The sequence below is a fragment of the Pantoea sp. RIT-PI-b genome, assembly GCF_001187905.1.
Classification (GTDB): Bacteria; Pseudomonadota; Gammaproteobacteria; order Enterobacterales; family Enterobacteriaceae; genus Pantoea; species Pantoea nemavictus.
On sequence record NZ_LGIS01000014.1, the window covers coordinates 386,260 to 407,256 of the forward strand.

The 20,997-nt window shown below is 56.0% G+C and carries 16 protein-coding genes and 1 riboswitch; of the genes, 3 read left to right on the forward strand and 13 right to left on the reverse strand.

What is annotated here, in order from left to right; genetic code table 11:
• Positions 1-3: 3 nt before the first annotated feature.
• From rsmA to lptD, 4 genes are read right to left on the reverse strand one after another with little or no spacing between them, the layout of a single operon-like run.
• Positions 4-828, reverse strand: a complete 825-nt coding sequence (gene rsmA, locus AC790_RS08175; protein ID WP_007884976.1) for a 16S rRNA (adenine(1518)-N(6)/adenine(1519)-N(6))-dimethyltransferase RsmA — start codon at positions 826-828, stop codon at positions 4-6.
• On the reverse strand, positions 821-1,813 hold the full coding sequence (gene pdxA / locus AC790_RS08180; RefSeq protein ID WP_007884978.1) for a 4-hydroxythreonine-4-phosphate dehydrogenase PdxA: 993 nt from the start codon (positions 1,811-1,813) through the stop codon (positions 821-823). Before pdxA ends, rsmA begins: the two co-directional genes overlap by 8 nt.
• Complete coding sequence (gene surA / locus AC790_RS08185) at positions 1,803-3,098, reverse strand: peptidylprolyl isomerase SurA (RefSeq protein ID WP_007884980.1); 1,296 nt, start codon at positions 3,096-3,098, stop codon at positions 1,803-1,805. Before surA ends, pdxA begins: the two co-directional genes overlap by 11 nt.
• A 54-nt stretch (positions 3,099-3,152) precedes the next feature.
• Complete coding sequence (gene lptD, locus AC790_RS08190; RefSeq protein WP_193372766.1) at positions 3,153-5,522, reverse strand: LPS assembly protein LptD; 2,370 nt, start codon at positions 5,520-5,522, stop codon at positions 3,153-3,155.
• A 182-nt stretch (positions 5,523-5,704) separates the two neighbouring features.
• Here lptD and djlA point away from each other — a divergent pair, with 182 nt between their 5' ends.
• Positions 5,705-6,517, forward strand: coding sequence for a co-chaperone DjlA (djlA, locus tag AC790_RS08195; RefSeq protein WP_007884983.1), 813 nt, complete (start codon positions 5,705-5,707; stop codon positions 6,515-6,517).
• Between the two features lie 133 nt (positions 6,518-6,650).
• Here djlA and rluA read toward each other — a convergent pair whose 3' ends face one another.
• The 3 genes from rluA to polB all read right to left on the reverse strand — a co-directional run bounded on the left by rluA (position 6,651) and on the right by polB (position 12,749).
• Positions 6,651-7,310, reverse strand: coding sequence for a bifunctional tRNA pseudouridine(32) synthase/23S rRNA pseudouridine(746) synthase RluA (gene rluA, locus AC790_RS08200; RefSeq protein ID WP_049851436.1), 660 nt, complete (start codon positions 7,308-7,310; stop codon positions 6,651-6,653).
• A gap of 19 nt (positions 7,311-7,329) precedes the next feature.
• On the reverse strand, positions 7,330-10,236 hold the full coding sequence (rapA, locus tag AC790_RS08205; RefSeq protein WP_007884985.1) for an RNA polymerase-associated protein RapA: 2,907 nt from the start codon (positions 10,234-10,236) through the stop codon (positions 7,330-7,332).
• 152 nt (positions 10,237-10,388) lie between these two features.
• Positions 10,389-12,749 (reverse strand): DNA polymerase II, encoded by a 2,361-nt coding sequence (gene polB, locus AC790_RS08210; RefSeq protein WP_049851437.1) that lies wholly within the window; start codon positions 12,747-12,749, stop codon positions 10,389-10,391.
• A gap of 228 nt (positions 12,750-12,977) precedes the next feature.
• Here polB and AC790_RS08215 point away from each other — a divergent pair, with 228 nt between their 5' ends.
• A complete protein-coding gene (locus tag AC790_RS08215) occupies positions 12,978-13,742 on the forward strand; it encodes a DedA family protein (RefSeq protein ID WP_007884988.1) in 765 nt (254 codons plus the stop codon).
• On the opposite strand, the gene thiQ is transcribed toward AC790_RS08215, so the two are convergent.
• The 5 genes from thiQ to AC790_RS24870 form a co-directional block, all read right to left on the reverse strand.
• Positions 13,739-14,440, reverse strand: coding sequence for a thiamine ABC transporter ATP-binding protein ThiQ (gene thiQ / locus AC790_RS08220; RefSeq protein ID WP_049851438.1), 702 nt, complete (start codon positions 14,438-14,440; stop codon positions 13,739-13,741). The two genes, AC790_RS08215 and thiQ, sit on opposite strands and share 4 nt — an antisense overlap.
• A complete protein-coding gene (thiP, locus tag AC790_RS08225) occupies positions 14,424-16,010 on the reverse strand; it encodes a thiamine/thiamine pyrophosphate ABC transporter permease ThiP (RefSeq protein ID WP_049851439.1) in 1,587 nt (528 codons plus the stop codon). Before thiP ends, thiQ begins: the two co-directional genes overlap by 17 nt.
• A complete protein-coding gene (gene thiB / locus AC790_RS08230; protein ID WP_049851440.1) occupies positions 16,010-16,996 on the reverse strand; it encodes a thiamine ABC transporter substrate binding subunit in 987 nt (328 codons plus the stop codon). Before thiB ends, thiP begins: the two co-directional genes overlap by 1 nt.
• 46 nt (positions 16,997-17,042) lie before the next feature.
• Positions 17,043-17,137, reverse strand: a riboswitch (TPP riboswitch).
• Positions 17,138-17,249: 112 nt separating this feature from the next.
• A complete protein-coding gene (sgrR, locus tag AC790_RS08235) occupies positions 17,250-18,911 on the reverse strand; it encodes an HTH-type transcriptional regulator SgrR (protein WP_007884992.1) in 1,662 nt (553 codons plus the stop codon).
• A gap of 87 nt (positions 18,912-18,998) precedes the next feature.
• The gene (locus tag AC790_RS24870) at positions 18,999-19,142 is read right to left on the reverse strand and encodes a hypothetical protein (protein WP_161804873.1); all 144 of its coding nucleotides are present in this window, start codon (positions 19,140-19,142) and stop codon (positions 18,999-19,001) included.
• A 25-nt stretch (positions 19,143-19,167) separates the two neighbouring features.
• Here AC790_RS24870 and AC790_RS08240 point away from each other — a divergent pair, with 25 nt between their 5' ends.
• The gene (locus tag AC790_RS08240; protein WP_007884993.1) at positions 19,168-20,355 is read left to right on the forward strand and encodes an MFS transporter; all 1,188 of its coding nucleotides are present in this window, start codon (positions 19,168-19,170) and stop codon (positions 20,353-20,355) included.
• A 36-nt stretch (positions 20,356-20,391) separates the two neighbouring features.
• Here AC790_RS08240 and leuD read toward each other — a convergent pair whose 3' ends face one another.
• A complete protein-coding gene (gene leuD / locus AC790_RS08245; protein WP_049851441.1) occupies positions 20,392-20,997 on the reverse strand; it encodes a 3-isopropylmalate dehydratase small subunit in 606 nt (201 codons plus the stop codon).

The following is a 20,997-nucleotide window of genomic DNA, read 5'->3' on the forward strand; positions in this document are numbered from 1 at the left end:
CACTCAATTCTCCGGGTTTTCAGCCTGATGCTTGCTCAACCAGTTTGCCAGTTGGCAATATTGCGCCACAGAAACGTTTTCTGCACGCAGTGAGGCATCGATATCTAATTGATCCAGCGCACCAGCCGCAAACATATGAGCAAGGCTGTTGCGCAGCGTTTTACGGCGTTTACCAAAGGCTTCTGTGGTGATGCGGCTCAGCAGACGAATATCGCTCACCGGATGCTGTGGCTGCGTATAAGGCACTAAACGCACCACGGCCGAATCTACTTTCGGTGGCGGCGTGAACGATTCAGGCGGCACTTCGAGCACAGGGATAACCTGGCAATAGTACTGCGCCATCACGCTCAGACGACCATAAGCTTTGCTGCCTGGACCGGCGACTAAACGATTCACCACTTCTTTCTGCAACATGAAGTGCATGTCTTTAATCGAACCAGTATAGCTGAAAAGGTGGAACATCAGCGGCGTGGAGATGTTGTACGGCAGGTTGCCGAATACGCGCAGCGGCTGACCTTTCTCCTGCGCCAAGGCAGAAAAATCAAAGGTCATCGCATCCTGCTGGAAGATGGTCAGCTTAGGGCCGAGGAACGGGTGCGTTTGCAGACGCGCGGCAAGGTCGCGGTCCAGCTCGACAACGGTCAGCTCATCCAGACGCTCGCCTACCGGTTCGGTTAACGCACCAAGGCCGGGGCCAATTTCCACAATGGCTTCGCCTTTTTGCGGATGAATGGCGGAGACAATGCTGTCGATAATGTACTGATCGTTCAGGAAGTTCTGCCCGAAACGTTTACGGGCATAATGCCCCTGATGGACGCGATTATTCATTACTACTCTTGATCATAGTGATGGCGAGATTAAGCGCCGTGATAAAGCTGCCCGGTTCCGCTTGACCCAGTCCGGCTAATTCAAGCGCGGTACCGTGGTCGACAGAAGTCCGGATAAAGGGCAGGCCAAGCGTGATATTTACCGCCCGGCCAAACCCCTGAAATTTTAGCACCGGTAAGCCCTGGTCGTGATACATCGCCAGCACTGCGTCGGCATGTTGCAGGTATTTCGGCTGAAATAACGTATCCGCCGGCAGTGGTCCAGTGAGTTGGATGCCTTGCTGACGCAGCTCGTTGAGTGCCGGAATAATGGTATCAATCTCTTCACGGCCCATATGGCCGCTCTCGCCGGCATGCGGATTGAGGCCGCAGACGAAGATATGCGGATTTGGCAAACCAAACTTTAGCTGAAGATCGCGATGCAAAATCGTGATCACTTCATGCAGCGTGTCGCGAGTAATTGCTGCAGACACATCTTTCAACGGCAGATGCGTCGTGGCTAAGGCGACGCGCAACTCTTCAGTTGCCAGCATCATAACCACTAAATCGCCACCGGCGCGATCGGCGAAAAATTCGGTGTGACCGGTAAACGGGATGCCCGCGTCGTTGATCACGCCTTTATGTACTGGCCCGGTAATCAGCGCAGCGAATTCACCCTTCAGACAACCATCGCAGGCGCGCGTCAGCGTTTCCAGCACATAGTGGCTGTTAGCGACGCACAGTTCACCAGCGGTGACGGGCTGCGCGGTATCCACTTGCAGTAGCGTAAGGGTACCGGCCTGCTGCGGTTGTGCCGCGACGCCAGGCTGATAGTCGCGCAGCGTCAGCGGTAAACCCAATAAAGCAGCGCGACGGCGCAAAAGCTCGCCGTCGCCGCAGACCACCAATTCAACGGGCCAGTTTTGCTGCGCCAGTTGAACGGTGAGGTCGGGACCAATCCCGGCGGGTTCGCCGGGAGTGATCGCTACACGATAATTACTGACCATTGTTATCCAGAATTTTCACGTAAGCACTGGCGCGCTGTTCCTGCATCCAGGTTTGCGCTTCTTCCGCGAATTTACGGTTGAACAGCATACGATAGGCGCGCTCTTTCTGCGCAGCATCGGTCTTATCGACCTGACGCGTATCCAGCAGCTGAATCAGATGCCAGCCGAAGGAGGAGTGAACTGGCTGGCTCACCTGGCCTTTCTGCAGTTTCAACAGTGCATCGCGGAACGCCGGATCGTAAATTTCCGGTGATGCCCAGCCAAGATCGCCGCCCTGATTGGCAGAGCCCGGATCGTCAGAGAACTGCTTGGCCGCTGCGGCGAAGGTGGTTTTACCGCTTTGAATGTCGGCTGCGATCTGTTCGATCTTCGCTTGAGCCTGCGCGTCAGTCAGAATCGGTGACGGCTTCAGCAGGATGTGGCGCGCGTGTACTTCAGTCACGGAGATGTTTTTACTCTCGCCACGCAGATCGTTCACCTTCAGGATATGGAAGCCGACACCTGAACGGATTGGGCCGACGATATCGCCTTTCTTCGCAGTGCTCAGCGCCTGCGAGAACAGCGTTGGCAGCTCTTCGATTTTACCCCAACCCATGTTGCCGCCTTTCAGCGCTTGTGGATCGGCTGAGTAAGTGACGGCCAGTTTGCCGAAGTCAGCACCGCTTTTCAGCTGAGCAACCAATTGGCGCGCCAGCGTTTCCTGATCGTCAACCTGCTGTTGCGTTGGGTTCTCTGACAGTGGCAGCAGAATCTGGCTAATGTTCAGTTCCGTACCCTGGCTGTTCTGCGCACCGACCTGAGCGGCCAACGTGTCCACTTCCTGCGGCAGGATGGTGACGCGGCGACGCACTTCGTTATTACGCACTTCGGCAATCATCATCTCTTTGCGGATCTGCGCGCGATAGACGTTGTAGTTCATACCGTCGTAAGCCAGACGACTACGCAGCTGATCAAGACTCATGCGATTCTGTGCGGCAATGTTTTGAATAGCCTGATCCAGTTGCTGATCGCTAATCTGCACGCCTGCTTTTTCACCCATTTGCAGAATGATGTTATCCATGACCTGGCGTTCAAGGATTTGATGACGCAATGTGTTGTCATCAGGGAGCTGCTGGTTTGCCTGCTGCGCCTGTGATTTCACGGTGCGCATCATGTCATCAACGTCACTTTCGAGTACCACGCCGTTATTTACGACTGCGGCAACTTTATCAACCACTTGTGGGGCTGCGAACGCAGTGTTAGCGGTAATCGCCACACCAAGAATCAGCATTCTCCAGTTCTTCATACTTTATCCATTGTTGTTTCCGCACTGCGGGATAGCCTGTCAAACATCACAACATCAGAAAGCGCGCTGGTAAGGGATGATGCCCTGACGCAGCATTTGATTGGTGCCTAAGCCATAGTTGGAACTCAGACCACGCAGCTCAATGTTGAATGAGATTTGGTTGTCATACTTACTGTCGTTGTTTTCCCAACCGTTGATCTTGCGTTCGTAACCCAGACGAATGGCATAGCAGCACGAGCTGTACTGCAGTCCGACCATTTGTTCAGCAGGACGGCTGTTGCGCGTATCGTAGTAGTAACCGCCCACCAGTGACCAGGCATCTGCAATCGGCCAGCTGGCAGTGGTACCCACCTGTGAAATCCCGTTTTTGTAGATCGGGTTAGTCACCAGGTTTGAGTTGTTCAGGGCCTGTGCCACATATTCCGGGCTGCTGTAGCGATAGCTCAGCTGCACCATACGGTCGGCGTCCTGACGATACTCAACTACCGCATTACCCTGCGATACGTCATCAAGGCGGGTGTCATATTGCAGTCCGCCACGCGCGCCCCAGCGATCGCTGATTTTCCAGTAGGTGTCGCCGGCCCAGACCAGGCTGCCGGTGTCATCTTCTTTATTTGTCTGGTTTACGCCGGTACGAGACGGGGTAAACGAGTAGATTTGACCCACAGAAACGTTAAAACGTTCAACCAGATCGTTATCATAAATACGCGTGGTGACACCGGTCGCCACTTCGTTCGCCGAAGCGATACGATCGAGGCCGCTATAAGTACGATCGCGGAACAGACCGGTGTAGTCGGTTTGCAGCAGCGTTGAGTCGTATGGATAGATATCGCTTTGATTGCGATACGGGACGTAAAGATACTGAACACGTGGTTCCAGCGTCTGGGTGTAGCCTGGCTCCCAATCCATATCACGGTCAAACACTAAGCGACCATCCACTTTGAACTGCGGCAGGGTACGATTGACCGAGTTCTTCAGCTGGTTATCACCGGCGGTATTAATTGAAGTGTTGTAGTAATCAACTTCATCCTGCTGGTAATGGGTCGCGAGGAATTTTGCTTCGGTATCCAGACTTGCCCAGCCATTTGACAGCGGAAGATCCAGCGTTGGCTCGATGTGCAAACGTGTCGCTTCAGGCATGCGGCTATTCACGTTGGTGAATTTAACCGCCTGCGCATAGACGCGGCCATCGAACGGTCCGATATCATTCTGATAAAAGTTTAGGTCGAGCTGCGGCTGCGCTCGGTAGACGTTTCGATTGCTGGTCGTACCGAAGACCTGGAAGTCTTTGCTCGACAGCGTAGCGTCCCAGTTGGTGTCCGCATAGCCAAAGCTGAATTTCTGCGTGGCGTAACCGTCGGTTGAGCTGTAGTACTTCGACTCAAGATCGTTGAAGTAATAAGGATCGCTGACTTTGGTGTAGTCGGCGTTAAAGCGCCAGTGCTGATCGTAAACGCCCGCATGACGCCAGTAGAATAACCAGCGATCGGAGCTGTCATTCTCTGCGATTCCGCGCACCGCTTTATCGTTGTCGTATTGCTTATCTGACTTCAGGTAGTCCAGCTCCATCAAGCCCGCGCCAAACACCGTCAGATAGCGGAATTCGTTCTGCAATTGCAGACCGCGTTTTTCCATATAATGCGGTGTAATAGTGGCATCGGCCTGCGGTGCAATGTTCCAGTAGTACGGCAACATGAATTCGAAGCCGTCATTGCTACCGTACTTCGCATTCGGGATCAGGAAACCGGAACGGCGACGATCGCCAATCGGCAGCTGCAAATAGGGGCTGTAGAACACTGGCACATTGCCGAGTTTAAAGCGGGCGTTCCAGATTTCCGCGACTTCTTCTTCGCGGTCCTGAATCACCTCGGAACCGACCACGCTCCAGCTGTTGGAACCCGGCAAGCAGGAAGTGAAGCTGCCGTTTTCCAGAATGGTGTAACGATTGTTACCGCGCAGCTTCATTTGATCGGCATCGCCGCGACCCTGGCGGCCAACCATCTGATAATCACCATTCCACACGTTGGTGTCTTTGGTGTTCAGATTTGACCAGGCTTTCGGACCTTTGAGGATGACCTGGTTGTCGTCATAGTGCACATTACCCAGCGCATCCACGGTGCGAACCGGCGTGGTTTGCCCATCTTGCGGACGCTGATGCAGTTGCATCTCGTCAGCGCGCAAGCGGCTATTGCCCTGTTGCACATCGACGTTGCCAGTGAACACCGCGTCATTCGGATAATTGCCTTTGGCTGAATCAGAATTGATGGTGACCGGCAGCGAATTGGTATCGCCATTAACCAGCGGGCGGTTGTAGCTCGGCACGCCCAGCATGCACTGCGACATCAGATCGTCGGCAAGTGATGACTGGCTATAAAGCGCTGCACCAATCATGGTAGCCAGCAAGGTAGGTATACGTTTTTTCATACGCGGTTTCGATAATTCCATGAAAACTGGCATCATGCCGACAATCCGGTCAGAGACTAACTTACTGCCCGGCGTTGCGCCAGTGTTAATCCTTTTCTGTCCGCGTTGCCGTTAGGCGCTGAGATAAATGACAGGTATGATAATGCAATTTTCAGCCGCAAGCATGGCGAATTGAGGAGTTTATGCGCTACTGGGGAAAAGTAATTGGTCTGGCACTCGGTATATTTTCCGGGGCGGGCTTTTGGGGCATTGTACTGGGTCTGATCATTGGTCACATGTTTGACAAAGTGCGCAGCGTAAAAGGGCAGGGATATTTCGCCAATAACCAGGCGCGACAGACACTGTTTTTCAGTACCACCTTCCAGGTGATGGGCCATTTGACCAAGTCAAAAGGGCGCGTGACCGAAGCGGATATCCAGATTGCTTCCTTATTTATGGATCGTATGCAGCTGCATGGTGATGCGCGCAGCGCTGCACAGCGTGCGTTTCGCGAAGGCAAGCAGAGCGACTATCCGCTGCGCAATAAACTGCGCGAGCTACGCAGCGCCTGTTTTGGCCGTTTCGATCTGATTCGTATGTTTCTGGAAATCCAGATCCAGGCCGCTTTCGCCGATGGTTCACTGCATCCCAACGAACGTCAGGTGCTGTATGTCATTGCGGAAGAGCTAGGCATCTCGCGCGCGCAGTTCGATCAGTTCCTGCGCATGATGGAGGGCGGGCAGCAGTTTGGCGGCGGCGGTTCTTCCTACGGCGGTGCGTATCAGCAGACCCAACGCGGGCCCACACTGGAAGATGCCTGTAGCGTGCTGGGCGTGAAAAGCAGCGATGATAGCACCACCATCAAACGCGCTTATCGTAAGCTAATGAGCGAGCATCATCCTGATAAACTGGTGGCGAAAGGATTACCGCCAGAGATGATGGAGATGGCGAAACAGAAAGCGCAGGAAATCCAGGCGGCTTACGATCTGATTCGTAAGGAGAAGGGGTTTAAGTAAGTTTGTTTTTCCCTCACCCTAGCCCTCTCCCGCAAGCGGGCGAGGGAACCGTTTATTGCGATGTTAAGATCTGCAAATCCACTCACCCCAACCCTCTACCGCGTGCGGACGAGGGTTGGGGTGAGGGAAGAAACTAAAACTCTGCCGGCTGCCTAAACGTCATGCTGTTACCAAAAGCCGGATGGGTAATCGTCAGAGATTCGGCATGCAGCTGCAAACGCGGGGCCATCGCCAGCGCCTCTTGGTGCGCATAAAAGCGGTCACCGAGAATCGGATGCCCCAGCGCCAGCAGATGTACACGCAGCTGATGTGAACGTCCGGTAATCGGCTTCAGCTTGATGCGCGCGCTGTGAGTCGCTTCGTACTCCAGCACCTGATACTCCGTTTGCGCCGCCTTGCCGTTCTCGAAACACACCATCTGCTTCGGCCGATTCGGCCAGTCGCAAATCAGCGGCAGATCGATTAACCCTTCTTCTGCCGCCGGATGTCCCCAAACACGCGCCACATAATACTTAGAGGGCTCGCGCTCACGAAACTGGCGCTTGAGTTCACGCTCTGCCGCTTTATTCAGGGCCACGATTATCACGCCGCTGGTGGCCATATCAAGACGATGCACCGATTCCGCCTGCGGGAAATCACGCTGGATGCGCGTCATCACGCTATCCTTGTGCTCCTCAAGACGACCCGGCACTGACAGCAACCCGCTCGGTTTATTCACCACCATAATGTGCTCGTCCTGATAGAGAATATGCAGCCAGGGCTCGAGCGGCGGGTTGTAGGCTTCCATCAGCATGATGTCGCGGTCCTGAACATTATTGGTGCGTCACGACGATCAGGCGCAGCGCATCAAGACGCCAGCCCGCATCGCCCAGGCTTTCCAGCACCTGCTCGCGATTGCTTTCCAGCGCTTCAACCTCATCATCACGGATGTTGGGGTTAACAGCGCGCAGCGCTTCGAGGCGTGACAGTTCTGAACCCAGCTTCTCTTCGGCTTCGACTTTCGCCGCCGCGATAATCGCCTGCGCTTCCGGCACAATCACTTTTTCCGCCTGGGTTAGAATCTCGTGCACATCTTGCTGCACGGCATTCACCAGCTTGCTGCCAGTATGACGATTCACCGCATTGAGCTGACGGTTAAAGCTTTCAAACTCGACCTTGCCAGCCAAATTGTTACCGGCACGATCCATCAGCAAACGCACCGGGGTTGGCGGTAAGAAGCGGGTGAGCTGCAGGCTTTTCGGCGCTTGCGCTTCAACCACATAGATCATCTCCACCAGCAGCGTACCTACCGGCAGCGCCTTGTTCTTCAGCAGCGACAGCGCGCAGCTGCCGGTATCGCCAGAAAGAATCAGATCGAGACCATTAAGAATCAGCGGGTGTTCCCAGGTGATGAACTGCGTGTCTTCGCGTGACAGCGCCTGATTACGGTTGAAGGTTACGGTACAACCGTCCTCCGGCAGGCCAGGGAAATCGGGCACCAGCATGTGATCGGATGGCGTCAGCACAATCAGGCTGTCGCTGCGATCTTCCTGGTTGATGCCGACGATATCGAACAGGTTCAGCGCGAAGTTAACCAGATCGGTATCATTATCCTGTTCGCCGATGGCATTCGCCAACGCTTGTGCCGCTTCGCCACCGTTGGAGTTGAGTTCCAGCAGGCGGTCGCGCCCCTGCTCCAGCTGCGATTTCAGCGCATCATGCTGCTTGCGGCTCTCGGTGATGAACGCATCCAGCCCCTGCGGGTTTTCCGGCGCGGCGAGGTATTCAATCAGCTGCTTGTACTCGTTGTCATAGATCGCGCGGCCGGTTGGACAGGTATGCTCAAACGCGTCCAGACCTTCGTGATACCAGCGCAGCAGCACCGCCTGGGCAGTTTTTTCCAGCCACGGCACCAGAATCTGGATGTCATGCATTTGGCCGATACGATCGAGACGACCGATACGCTGTTCCAGTAGATCCGGGTTGAACGGCAGATCGAACATCACCAGACGACTGGCGAACTGGAAGTTACGGCCTTCTGAACCGATTTCCGAGCACAGCAATACCTGCGCGCCATCCTCTTCGGAGGCGAAGAAGGCGGCTGCACGGTCGCGTTCAATGATCGACAAACCTTCGTGGAATACAGCCGCGCGAATACCTTCACGCTCACGCAGTACCTGCTCCAGCTGCAGTGCGGTGGCCGCTTTGGCGCAAATCACCAGCACTTTCTCTTTGCGGTTGCTGGTGAGATAGCCCATCAGCCACTCAACGCGGGGATCGAAGTTCCACCAGGTGCCGCTGTCGCCTTCGAATTCCTGATAAATCTGCTCGGGATACAGCATGTCGCGCGCGCGCTCTTCTGCGCTTTTGCGCGTGCCCATGATGCCGGAGACTTTAATGGCGGTCTGATACTGTGCCGGCAGCGGCAGGCGAATTTGGTGCAGCTCGCGTTTCGGGAAGCCTTTTACACCGTTTCGGGTGTTACGGAACAGCACGCGGCTGGTGCCGTGACGATCCATCAGCATTGAGACCAGCTCTTTACGCGCATCCTCTTTGCCGTCGCGATCGCTATTGGCCACTTGCAGCAGCGGCTCAATATCCTGCTCACCGATCAAATCGTTGATCAGATTCATTTCATCTTTGCTGATGGCGTGATCGGCCAGCAGCGAGCTGACGGCATCTGCCACCGGGCGATAATGCTGCTGCTCTTCAACGAACTGGCCAAAATCGTGGAAGCGATTCGGATCGAGCAGGCGCAGACGGGCAAAGTGGCTCTCTAAGCCCAGCTGTTCTGGCGTTGCGGTCAACAGCAGCACGCCAGCTGTTTTCTCTGCCAGCTGCTCGATGACCTGATATTCACGGCTCGGCGCGTCTTCGCTCCACGCGAGGTGGTGCGCTTCATCGACCACCAGCAGATCCCATTCGGCGTCCGCCAGCAGTTCAAGACGCTGTTTATTGCGGCGTACAAAGTCAAGCGAACAGATAATTAACTGCTCGGTTTCAAAAGCGTTATCGCTGTCATGCTGGGCTTCGGTATAGCGATCGTCATCAAACAGCGCAAAGCGCAGGTTAAAGCGACGCAGCATCTCTACCAGCCACTGATGTTGCAGCGTTTCCGGCACCACAATCAGCACGCGTTCGGCGCGACCGGCCAGCAGCTGTTGCTGGATGATCATCCCAGCTTCAATGGTTTTACCCAGGCCCACTTCGTCCGCCAGCAGGACGCGCGGCGCATGGCGACGGCCAACATCGTGCGCGATGTGCAGCTGATGCGGGATCAGATTGGTGCGCATACCGCGCAGGCCGCTGATTGGCAAACGATATTGCTCACTATGATATTTACGCGCACGAAAACGCAGCGCAAAGCGATCCATACGGTCGAGCTGACCGGCGAACAAGCGATCCTGCGGCTTGCTGAACACCAGTTTGCTGTCCAGCATCACTTCACGCATCACCACATCGGTTTCTTCGTTATCGAGACGCGTGCCGATGTAAGTCATTAACTCGTTTTCGTTGCGGACTTCATCGACGCACATCTGCCAGCCTTCATGGCTGGTGATGGTGTCACCCGGATTGAAAATTACACGGGTAACCGGAGCATCATTTCGTGCATACAGGCGGTTTTCGCCGGTTGCCGGAAACAGCATGGTAATCATACGCGTATCAATCGCGACAACCGTGCCCAGTCCCAGTTCACTTTCCGTATCACTAATCCAGCGCTGACCCAGTGTAAAAACCATATATTTTTTGCTCGACTCTCTTACATGCCATAAAGAAGTTCACCTGCACTCAGGCAATACGCAACCGCCAAACGGGTGTTTGGTCAGATTGTGTGTGCGGTGAGAATCAGGAAGGGCGCTATGGTACTGGATGGCAAGGCATTCGTCACCTGTCAAAAAAGCCCCAGTTGCCCAGTAATCAGTGTAGCAAAGTCATCACCGACGAACGGTAAAATGCCATCAGCCACCGGTTGTAGCTGTTTACTAACGTAGTGATCGTAGTCCAGCGGCGTATTGCGTGCCTCCAGCGGTTCAGGGCCAGAGGTGGCCATTACATAGCGAATTGAGCCGCCGTTCTGGTATTGCAGCGGCCGCTGTAGCTTACGATTTTGCTCATCGGCAAGGCGTGCGGCGCGCACGTGGGGCGGCACATTGCGTTCGTAATCTTTCAGCGCCCGACGTAGCCGTTTTTTGTAGATCAGTTGCTCATCGAGCTCGCCCGCCAGCAGCTGTGCCACCGTCTCGCGAATATAATCCTGCCACGGCTCACCGCGGAATATACGGCCATACAGGTTTTGCTGGAACTGCTGCGCCAGCGGTGTCCAGTCGGTACGCACGGATTCAAGTCCTTTAAACACCAGCCGCTCGCCGCCGTCGCTGCGGATCATACCGGCATAACGTTTTTTACTGCCCTGTTCGGCACCGCGAATCGTCGGCATCAGGAAGCGGCTAAAGTGCGTTTCATACTCCAGCTCCAGCGCGCTCGCCAGTCCATAAGTCGCTTGCAGATGCTGTTGCCACCAGCCGTTGACGTGCCCGGCCAGGCGGCGACCAATCGCCGTCGCATCTTCTTCGCTGTGCGCGCCTTTTAGCCAGACAAAGGTGGAATCGGTGTCGCCATAAATAACGTCAAAGCCTTCCGCTTCAATCAGCTCGCGCGTTTGCTGCATGATGGCGTGGCCACGCAGTGTAATTGACGACGCCAAACGCGGATCGAAAAAGCGGCAGGCGCTGGTACCGAGCACGCCGTAAAAGGCGTTCATAATAATTTTCAGCGCCTGCGACAGCGGTTTATTGCCGTCGCGCTTGGCGGCTTCACGTCCTTGCCAAATCTGCTCAACGATTGCCGGTAAGCAGTGCGTGTCACGGGAAAAACGTGCATTTCGAAAGCCGGGGACAGAATCGGCATCATCCGGATGGGCCAGACCTTCTACCAGCCCAACCGGATCGATCAGGAAAGTACGAATAATTGAGGGATAGAGGCTTTTATAATCCAGCACCAGCACCGAGTCGTACAGGCCGGGGCGCGAATCCATTACATAGCCGCCGGGGCTGGCTTCAGGCGCCACTTCACCGAGATTCGGCGCGACAAAACCAGCGCGGTGCATGCGTGGAATATAGAGATGACCAAACGCCGCCACCGAACCGCCGTGGCGATCCACTGCTAACCCATTTACCGTGGCGCGTTCCAGCAGGAACGGCATGATGGCGGTGTGCTGGAAGATGCGCGTTACCAGCTCGCAATCCTTAAGATTGTATTTCGCCAGCGCCGGTTTATCGTTGGCAAAGCGCCAGTTGATCTCCTCCATGCGCTGCCATGGATTATTGATGGCTTTGCCTTCACCCAGCAGCTGGCGCGAGACCGCTTCAAGGCTGAAAGAGGGGAAATCCCAGAAAGCGGATTTGAGCGCGTCAATGCCATCAATAATCAAGCGGCCAGTGGCCTGCGCGAAGAACACGCCGGGTTTGAAGCCATGCTCGCGCCACTCTAAAGCCTGCTTCTGACGCCCTAAACGCAGCGGAATGCCGTAGCGATCGGCGTGCTTTTGTAATACGCGCAGGTCAAACTGCACCACGTTCCAGCCGATAATCACATCCGGTTCATGTTGCTCAAACCAGGCGTTGAGCTGCTCCAGCAACTGCGGGCGGCTATCGACATAGATGAGTTCGAAATCGAGGGGGCTGGCGTCGCCGTTGGGCGGACCGAGCATGTAGACCTGACGCTGGCCGCAGCCTTCCAGCCCAATACAATAAAGCTCGCCATGCTGGGTAGTTTCGATATCCAGCGAAACCCATTTCAGCTGTGGACGATAATCAGGATGTGGCTTCAGGCGCGCGTTAACTACGCTGTCACCGCGCGCCTCGCCACTAAACCACACTGGCGCGGTGATAAAGCGTTCCATCAGGTAGCGTTCCGGCGGGCGGATATCGGCTTCATAGACCGGAATGCCGTTCTCGCGCAGACGCTTTTCGAGGTTTTGCAGTTGGCGATTGCTGCGGCAATAGAGGCCAAAAACCGGGCGGCGGCGGAAATCTTTCAGTTCAAGCGTTTGCAAACGAATATGGCGCTCATCGTACAGCTGCGCTTCGGTTTGCGCACGAAACGCTTCCGGGATAAACGCCACCGATTCCTGAGCAGGCAGAACCAGCCGCTGCGGGCCGCTGTCTGTCGCCAGCCACAGCACCACTTCGCTGCCAGTCGGCGTATCTCGCCAATGTCGGGTAAGCAGAAAACCTGCGCGCGGATCGGTCACGTTAACTCCGGAGAATGAATTATATTCAGTATAACATGGATGTTTATACAGTGTATTTGGATCTCTGGCGTAAATCCCCGGGAGCTTACACCCGTAAGTGACCGGGGCAAGCGAACGCAGCCAACGCACCTGCCATTTGAAGGATGACGGAAAAGCCTACAATTCTTGCCTTGACGCTGGCGCACGCGCTCTGGACAATCCAGCCTCTATATTCCGCAGAGGATATTTATGGAAGCCTGGATTCAACACCTGTTTTCGCAATCGCTGGAGTACGCGCTGATCGCCGTTGCGCTGGTGACCTTTCTTGAGTCACTGGCATTCGTGGGATTGCTGTTGCCGGGCACGGTATTAATGGCCAGCCTTGGGGCGCTGGTAGGAAGTGGACAAATTGGCCTTTACCCTGCGTGGGCGGCCGGATTCATCGGCTGTTTAGTCGGCGATTGGGTCTCTTATGGCATCGGCTGGAAGTTTCAGGGTCCGCTGCATCGCTGGAAATATCTGAAAAAATATCAGGGGCTGCTGGATAAAACCGAGCACGCGCTGCATCAACACAGCATGTTCACCATTCTGGTGGGGCGTTTTGTGGGTCCGACGCGTCCGCTGATTCCGTTAGCGGCAGGTATGCTGGAACTGCCGGTGCGCAAGTTCCTGCCACCGAATCTCATTGGCTGCATTCTTTGGCCGCCGGCTTATTTAATGCCGGGCATTCTGGCGGGCGTGGCGATTGATGTACCGCAGGCCGCGCAGGGCGGCAGCTTCAAATGGCTGCTGTTGCTGGTGGCGCTGCTGCTGTGGATCGGTGGCTGGTTGCTGTGGCGCTGGTGGCGCAGTGGGAAAACCGTCGATTGGGCAACCCAGTATCTGCCGACTGCGCGCCTGCGCTGGCTGGCACCGCTGGCGGCAGCGATCGGGCTGGGCGCGTTTATCGCGATCCAGTTCCATCCCATGATGCCGATCTTCCGCCACCTGCTGTGGAAAGTGTTCTTCGCTTAACGCGGTTGCACGCCAAGGATGGCGGCTGCCGTGCTTTCACCCCGAATCAAACTCTCCGTGCTGCCGTCCCAATAGATGCGCCCATCGACGATCACTAAACTGCGCGGCGCAATCTGCTGAGCATCTTCCAGGCTGTGCGAAACCATCAGCAGCGTGATATTGCGCGTTTCACATACCGAACGTACCAGCTGCAGCATCTCACCGCGCAGCGCCGGATCAAGCGCCGAAAACGGCTCATCCAGCAGCAAAATAGGCTGATTGCGCAGCAGGCAACGCGCCAGCGCCACGCGCTGACGCTGGCCACCGGAAAGCTGTCCCGGCAAGCGCGTCAGCAGCTCCTGCAAGCCGGTTTGTTCGGCAATGTCAGTGACTTGTTGCTGCTGCGCGCGCGTGAGTTTCAGGCCAGGATGCAAACCCAGCGCCATGTTCTGCTGCACCGTCAGGTGCGGAAACAGGTTGTTCTCCTGAAACAGCATCGACACCGGCCGCGCCGACGGCACGCTGTTAGTGTGATCAACGCCATCCATTACCAGCGAGCCTTGATTGATCGGCAAAAAGCCGCCAATCAGACTCAGCAAGGTGCTTTTGCCCGCGCCGCTTGGACCAAGGATCGCCAGGCGTTCACCCGCCTGCGCCGCAAAACTGAAGCGCATCGGCAGATGCTGATAAAGGTAAGTGAGGTTATTCAGTGTCAGCATGGCGGCCCGGTAATTTTTCCATCAGCGTAAAGAGTAGCAAGCAGAGCAACAGCAATAGCAGTGCGGTGACAGCACCATCCGCACCACGATAGGCACCGATCTGCTGGAAGAGATAGAAGGGCAGCGTGCGGAAATCGGCGCTGCCAAAAAGCGCCACCACGCCAAAGTCACCGATCGACAATACGCAGGCAAACGCCAGCGCCTGCGCAATCGGACGTTTCAGCGCGCGTAGCTCAATCAGTCGTAAGCGGTTAAAACCTGAGATGCCGAGTGAGGAACAGAGCTGGCCATAACGGGCGCTGATATCGCGCATGGGATTCTCCAGTACTTTCATCGCATAGGGAATGGCGATCAGCGCATTAGTGAAAATCACTAAGCCATCGGCGCGCTGCGGCAGGCCAACGGTGGCGTTGAACAGCAGGAAAAATCCACTTGCCAGCACAATGCCCGGCATCGCCAGAATCAGCATGCCGCTGAGTTCCATGGCCTGCGCGGCGATCATTTTCTGACGCTGGCGCAGTTCGCGGCTGCTCCACAGCAGCATCATGGTCAGCACCACACAGAGTACGCCGGCGCCGACCGCGATACGCAGCGAGGTAAAGGTGGCTTGCCACAATGCTGATTGTTGCAATGCACCGGCCACGCCACCGCGTAGGCCATCGACCACCACCGCCGCCAGCGGTGGCAACAGTAGCAGCAGCGCCATGCCAATTAACACGGTATCGGTAAAACGCGCATGCCATGAATCGCGCGGGTCGCGCCAGCCGCGAATGCTCTGGCTGCCAGTGGGAATTGCTTTGCTAAAGCGCTGACTCAGCAGGACCAATAATAAACAACAGCCAAGCTGTAGCAGGGCCAGCAGTGCCGCACGGCCAGGATCATAATCAAAATTCAGCGCCTGATAGATCGCCAGTTCCAGCGTGGTGGCCTGCGGTCCGCCGCCCAGCGCCAGCACGGTGGCGAAGCTGGCGAAGCACAGCATAAAGATCAGTGCCGCTGTAGGCAGAATCTGGCGGCGCAGCCACGGCCACTCCAGCAGTCGAAACAGATTCCAGCCGCGCAGGCCGAGCTGCGCGGCTAATTGTCGCTGCTCGCCTGGGATGCTCTCCAGCGCCTGTAGCAGCATGCGCGTTGCCAGCGGCAGATTAAAGAACACGTGCGCCAGCAGAATGCCCTGCAAACCATACGGCGAAAAGTGGTAGTCGAATCCCAGCGTCGCACACAGTTGTGCCAGCCAGCCGCTGCGGCCGTAAACGCTCAGCAGGCCAAATACCGCCACCAGCACCGGCAGCACCAGCGTCATAGCACACAGACGCAGCAGCAGATTACGACCGGGGAAACGGCGGCGATAGAGCGCGCGTGCCAGCAGGATGGCAGGCATCACTGACAGCAGCGCCGACAGCAGCGCTTGCTCGAAGGAGAAGGCCAGCACGTGGTGCAGGTAGCTGTCGCTGAGCAGCGCGCGCCAGTCAGTGGCCGGCGCGACCATCACTAAAGCGCCAAAGGCCAGCAGTGCGACCGCGCACAGCAGCAGCGCGGTCGCACTGCCGGGAATCAACCAGCCAGGCATTAACGGCTAACGGCGCGTTGCCATGCGCTGATCCATGCAGCGCGATGGTCGGCCACTTCCGCTGGCGTGAATTGCAGCGCTTTGGCGGGGACCTGCAGCGATTGATAACCGGCAGGCAACTCGCTTTTAATCACCGGATACATCCAGTTGCCGGTGGGAATGGTCTGCTGGAAAGCCGGCGACACCATAAACTGCATGAACTGTTGCGCCAGCTGTGGCTGTTTGCTGCTGGCCAGCTGCGCGGCAACTTCTACCTGTAAATAGTGGCCTTCGCTAAATTCGGCCGCGGCGTAGTTCTCTTTCTTCTCTTCGATGATGTGGTAAGCCGGAGAGGTGGTGTAACTCAACACCAAATCGCCTTCGCCTTTGAGGAACAGGCCGTAGGCTTCACTCCAGCCTTTGGTGACGGTAACGGTTTTTTGCGCCAGCTTCTGCCACGCATCGGGCGCGTTGTCGCCATAGACTTTCTGCATCCACAGCAGCAGGCCAAGACCCGGCGTGCTGGTGCGCGGATCTTCATAAATCACGCGCCATTTTTCCGGGCTCTCGACCAGCTCCTGCAGGCTTTTAGGCGGATTCTTCAACTTGTTCTTATCGTAGACGAAGGCGAAGTAGCCGTAATCGAACGGGATAAAGGTGTCGTTGTGCCAGCCATCCGGCAGTGTTAACGCTTTGGTATCGACGCTGCTTTTGGCAAACAGGCCGGTTTTCTCCGCTGCCTGCACCAGATTGTTATCGAGGCCCAGCACCACATCGGCTTTGCTGTTTTTGCCTTCCATACGCACACGATTCAGCAGCGACACGCCATCTTCCAACGCGACGTATTTCAGTTCACAGCCGCACTGCGCTTCAAAGGCTTTTTTGACCGCCGGACCTGGCCCCCAATCGGCAGAGAATGAGTCGTAGGTGTAAACCGTCAGAACCGGTTTGGCAGCGAAAACCTGTGCCGCAACCAGCAACAACACAGGCAGAACTTTGTTTAACACTTTGCGCTCCTTGAGGAGAAAATAAGGTTGAGTCGCAAAGGATCTGAGGAGTGGGCATCTCAAATCCCTACGCCGGTATTAGCCGGATCAGGTTCGACGGGTCTTTCTCAGCCACAAAATAAGGCACCCCGTTGAGAACGGCTCATTCTAGACATTTATGTGACAGCGCGAAAGGATCACAGGCTGGAAGTCTGGTGCCACGCTTCCCGGTGCGCATGAATGCGCACCTCACAAAACTGCGCCGGCGCGATGCTCACAGCTCCGGAGGCGCAAACCAGGCGGATTTGAAGTCAAACCAGCCGAGCGTATTCAGCCGCACGCCTCGCATGCTGCGTTGCCCCTCCAGCAGCAGCCAATGATGGAAAAGCGGGTGCAGATAGTCGCTGTCGATCAGCTGTTTACTCCACTCCGCCAGCGGTAAAGCTTTCTGCCGCCAGCGCGCCGCGTCGGCTTGCCAGTCAATCGGGATACAATGATGCATTAAAGGCAGTTCGAACAGCTGAGCAAACAGCGCGTACTCCAGCGGCAGGGTAAAATTGACGCTACCGAGCCAGATATCACTCTCGCCTTCACCCTCGAACCACTCCTCGTAACTGACTTCGCGCGTAATCAACTCAACACCTTGCTGCGCCAGTAACGGACGCAGGGCGTTGGCGATACCTTCATGCTCAACGTGGTTGTTGTACCAGCTGAGCGTGAATTGGGTTAAGCCGGCTGGTTTCTCGGCAGGCGTAAGGTCGCGACGATGATGCCAGCGCGGCAGCAGGCCATAGGCCGGGAACCAGTAACGCTGATAGCCGACGCCAGCATGATTAAGCAGGGCGATAGGATTAAATAAATAGCTCACCCAGCGGCGGAAATGCGCATCTTGTCCCAGGTGTGAGCGCTGATCAAACAGGAGGAAATAACAGCCCTCTTCCAGGCGGCTCTCTTCCGATTTCTCATCGGCGTTTTCGCCCTGCAGTTTTACGCCGGCATACACCAGCTCGTCGCTGATCTCCGGCAGCACCCAAATCGATACATCGTCGATCAAGGCGCGATAGCCGAAGTAATCATCAAAGGCGGCAATTTTCAGCTGCGTTTGCTGATTACGCACCACGCTGTAGGGGCCGGTACCAATCGGCTGACGGGCAAAGTGGCGTAGCGTCTGCCATTCGCGTGGCAGGATCATCGCACTGACGCTGGCCAGCAGCCACGGTAGCCAATCGTCCGGCTGGCTTAGGTGAATATCCAGCGTCCAGGGGGCTGGTGAATGCAGCTTTTCGATATGGGAAAACAGCGGTTGACTGCGCACGCGCTCCAGCGAAGCAATCACATCCTCCATTTCCAGTTCGCGGCCATGATGAAAGCGAATGGCCGGGCGCAGGAAAAAGCGCCAATGCAGCGGCGAAGTTTGCTGCCAATGGTGCGCGATATCGGGTTCGATTTCCCCCTTTTCCTCATTTATACGCATCAGGCCGTTGAAGATTTGGCGTGCCAGATGGGTTTCTGAGCGGCGCAGCGGCGAACCGGGCAACAGATTGGGCAGCGGACGGTAATAGAGCACGCGCAGAATATGCTTGCCCTGACGGAAGCTGCGGCCTAAATGTGCCGCGATCATCTGTCGGACCTGATTTTTGTCGCCCACCAGCTGGACCAACTGTTCGATGCGATCTTGTTCCAGCAGATCCTCGGCACGCTGCTGTTGCAGCGCCAGCCCGGTATAGCAGAAACTCAACATCGAACGCTTGCCGCGTCCGGCTTCCGCCTGCCAAATCAGCCAGCCTTCGTTCTGCATGGCGTTGAGTAAATTACGCATGTGACGGCGCGAGCAGTGCAGCAGATCGGCCAGCTCGTTCAGGGTGGTTTCCTGATCCAGCCCCTGACAGCTTTGCCATAAGCGGATGAATTGCTGCTGCAGACGTGAAGAGGACATAAAAGGGGAACTCCTTCTCAGAATCGCTCAGTTTTTCCTGCCTCATATTAGAGGCATACTGCCCGGCAATGGAAGAGCGGGAGGCATTCAGTAATGAATGGCGCTCTGCCAGCGGTTCTGCCAACGTGGAACCTCTTTCTGAGTAGGGTGCATTTTCACCGCCAGCAGCGCTTTATCTGCTGGCTTTTTTCGTTTTGCTGTAGAATCTTCTACCCTCATTTCTCTAGCCATTTTTTATCCGCAAAGGGATTTCTGCATGAAATCGCTGTTAACGCGTCAACGTCGCATCAATCCGGTCTATCTCTCTTTTATGGTGGTGTCGTTTATGACGGGCGTGGCCGGGGCGCTGCAGGCGCCAACGCTGAGTCTATTTTTGACGCGTGAAGTGCAGGTTAGCCCGTTTTGGGTGGGCTTGTTCTTTACCATCAATGCGATAGCCGGCATTGTCATCAGCCTGTTAATGGCGAAGCGATCCGATAATCGAGGCGATCGCCGCAATCTGATTCTCTTCTGCTGCCTGATGGCGACACTCAATGCGCTGCTGTTTGCTTTCAACCGTCACTATTTAACGCTGGTGACGCTGGGGGTGTTTTTGTCTGCGCTGGCCAGCGTGTCGATTCCGCAGGTGTTCGCCCTCGCGCGTGAATATGCCGATCAATCGGCGCGTGAGGTGGTGATGTTCAGCTCGGTAATGCGTGCGCAGCTGTCGCTGGCATGGGTGATTGGGCCGCCGCTGTCGTTTGCGCTGGCGCTCAATTATGGCTTCACCACGTTGTTTTGCGTCGCGGCGGGGATTTTCCTGCTGAGCATGCTGCTGATCTGGCGCACCTTGCCTTCGGTACCGCGCGTGGTGGCGTCGCCTGAAGAGGTGCTGACGCAGCTTAGCCCGTGGAAAGATAGCCAGGTGCGGCTGCTGTTTATCGCCTCCGTCACCATGTGGGCGTGCAACACCATGTATATCATCGATATGCCGCTGTATATCAGCTCAACGCTCGGCCTGCCGGAGAAGCTGGCGGGATTATTAATGGGCACCGCCGCCGGGCTGGAGATTCCGATTATGCTGCTGGCCGGGCATTACGCGCGGCGGTTGGGCAAACGCAAACTGATGCTGCTGGCACTGGTGGCGGGAATTGTGTTTTATCTCGGACTGGTGATGTTCCAGTCACGTACTGCGCTGATGGTGCTGCAGCTGTTCAATGCGGCATTTATCGGCATCATCGCCGGAATTGGCATGCTGTGGTTCCAGGATTTGATGCCAGGACGGGCAGGCGCGGCAACCACCTTGTTCACGACGTCGATATCCACCGGCATGATTATCGCGGGTATTATTCAGGGCACCATGAGCGAGCGCTTTGGTCATGAGTCTGTTTATTGGCTGGCGTTGGGGTTAGCGGTGCTGGCGCTGGGATTGGCGTCACGCGTGCGGGATGTACCGCATCGATAGAAAAGAGAAGGGCGACAGAATGTCGCCCTTATTGCCTTAGCGTAAGAACGCGGGCTGATTGGTTTCGTAGCTGGAGATCGACGCTTCATGTTGCAGCGTCAGGCCAATACTGTCGAGGCCGTTGATCATGCAGTGACGGCGGAAGCTGTCGATTTCAAAGCTGTAGGTTTTCTCACCCGCCGTTACCGTCTGCGCTTCCAGATCCACCGTGAAGCTAACGCCCGGCTGCGCGGCGACCAGTTTGAACATCTCATCCACTTCTTCATCACTCAGCTTCACCGGCAGCAGCTGGTTGTTGAAACTGTTGCCGTAGAAGATGTCCGCGAAGCTTGGTGCGATCACCACATGGAAACCGAAGTCGGTCAGCGCCCAGGGCGCATGCTCACGTGAAGATCCGCAGCCGAAGTTTTCACGCGCCAGCAAAATGCTGGTGCCTTTGAACTCGGGCTTGTTCAGCACGAAGCTGGCGGTGGGGACGGTGCCGGCATCATCTTCAAAACGCCAATCGTGGAACAGATGCGCGCCAAAGCCGGTGCGCGTCACTTTCTGCAAAAACTGCTTCGGAATAATGGCATCGGTATCGACGTTAGCCGCATCCAGTGGCGCCACAATGCCGGTGTGTTGAGTAAATTTGTTTGCCAT